The sequence below is a fragment of the Cupriavidus plantarum genome (genome assembly GCF_905397285.1).
GTDB classification, from domain to species: Bacteria; Pseudomonadota; Gammaproteobacteria; order Burkholderiales; family Burkholderiaceae; genus Cupriavidus; species Cupriavidus plantarum.
Map to the genome: position 1 here is coordinate 1 of NZ_CAJPUX010000027.1, position 566 is coordinate 566.

The window sequence follows — 566 nt, forward strand, 5'->3', positions numbered from 1 at the left end:
TCCCCGAAGCTTTTCGCAGGCTACCGCGTCCTTCATCGCCTGTGATCGCCAAGGCATCCACCACATGCACTTGTTCGCTTGACCCTATAACGAGTGTGTCTCTTCGACACGGCTCACCATAGGTTCTGAGTTCTCGCGTTTGTGCCGTATTCCAAGTCATCTTTCGATCACTGGATACATTTGGTTGATACAATCACAACCCGGTATCGCGTTTGTACTGCAGCGTCTCATCAACGCCTCGCGACACCTTTACTACATCCCATATTGTTAAAGAACAGCCGATCAGACCTCGTCTGAACGATCTTGGCAAAGCCAAATGAAAGCGCTCATGCTCGAGCGCTTTCATTTGGCGACCAATCCAAGGTAGTGGTGGAGGATGACGGGATCGAACCGACGACCCCCTGCTTGCAAAGCAGGTGCTCTCCCAGCTGAGCTAATCCCCCGCACAGATAACTTGGTGGGTCTGGTAGGACTTGAACCTACGACCCCCGCCTTATCAAGACGGTGCTCTAACCACCTGAGCTACAGACCCTTGGCTGTAACAGCAAACAAACCGATAAGTGTGA

The 566-nt window shown here is 52.1% G+C and carries 2 tRNA genes and 1 rRNA gene; all 3 read right to left on the minus strand.

From position 1 onward, the window contains the following. Window positions 1–84: ribosomal RNA gene (locus tag KHP16_RS28225) — 23S ribosomal RNA — on the minus strand; the annotation flags it as partial. A 283-nt stretch (window positions 85–367) separates the two neighbouring features. Beyond that, window positions 368–443: transfer RNA gene (locus tag KHP16_RS28230), tRNA-Ala, on the minus strand. Window positions 444–455: 12 nt separating this feature from the next. Then, window positions 456–532, minus strand: a tRNA-Ile gene (locus KHP16_RS28235). Window positions 533–566: the final 34 nt, after the last annotated feature.